The following is a 552-nucleotide window of genomic DNA, read 5'->3' as shown; positions in this document are numbered from 1 at the left end:
CGGTGAATGGGGAAACGCGCCGCCTTGAGCTGATAACGCAAGCTGCGTGCTTGCCTATCCGCCAATTCAGCTTCAATCAGCCGATCAAGCCAAGCTTCTGGCTGCATGGGTTGGCGTGGACCTTCGGCCCGCAATTCTCCCCACGCTGCTGCCATGCCATACAAATGAAGCGCATTGAGTTGGGTGAGCCGGTCAATGGACATAGTGCTCCCCTCGCAAATGATCGTAACGATGGCAATCAGCGATCGGCTCGACGCGTAGCTTTAACTGTTCAGGCAAACTCAGCGCCATCGGTTGCACAGGTGCGGTTAGTCGGCGCAGTTCGTTCATTACGACCGCTGCGGTGATTACGCCGCACTCCAATGCCAGTTCACAGGCCACCTCCAAAGGTTCCAGCCCAACCTCTCGTGCCATGAGCAACAGCTCCACGAAGGCTCGATCTCCTTTGGGTTGCTTCAAGAGACGATCACGCACCACCTGAATGGCTGTCGGCAAATCCCATTCACGGAATGGTGCGCCATTGCGCAGTGCGCCTGGTTTCTTCTCCAATAT

The 552-nt window shown here is 56.3% G+C and carries 1 protein-coding gene and 1 pseudogene; both read right to left on the bottom strand.

The features are described from left to right. Positions 1 to 203: ATP-binding protein (locus CSQ89_RS21900; protein ID WP_222103463.1), on the bottom strand; the 203-nt coding region annotated here is incomplete at its 3' end. Further along, positions 193 to 552: pseudogene (locus CSQ89_RS22805) on the bottom strand (IS21 family transposase); the annotation flags it as partial. The gene CSQ89_RS21900 and the pseudogene CSQ89_RS22805, both read right to left, overlap by 11 nt.

This window comes from Chitinimonas sp. BJB300 (assembly GCF_002735695.1).
Taxonomy (GTDB): Bacteria; Pseudomonadota; Gammaproteobacteria; order Burkholderiales; family Chitinimonadaceae; genus Chitinimonas.
The sequence above is the reverse complement of the archived record's forward strand: the minus strand, read 5'-3'. Positions and strand labels throughout refer to the sequence as shown.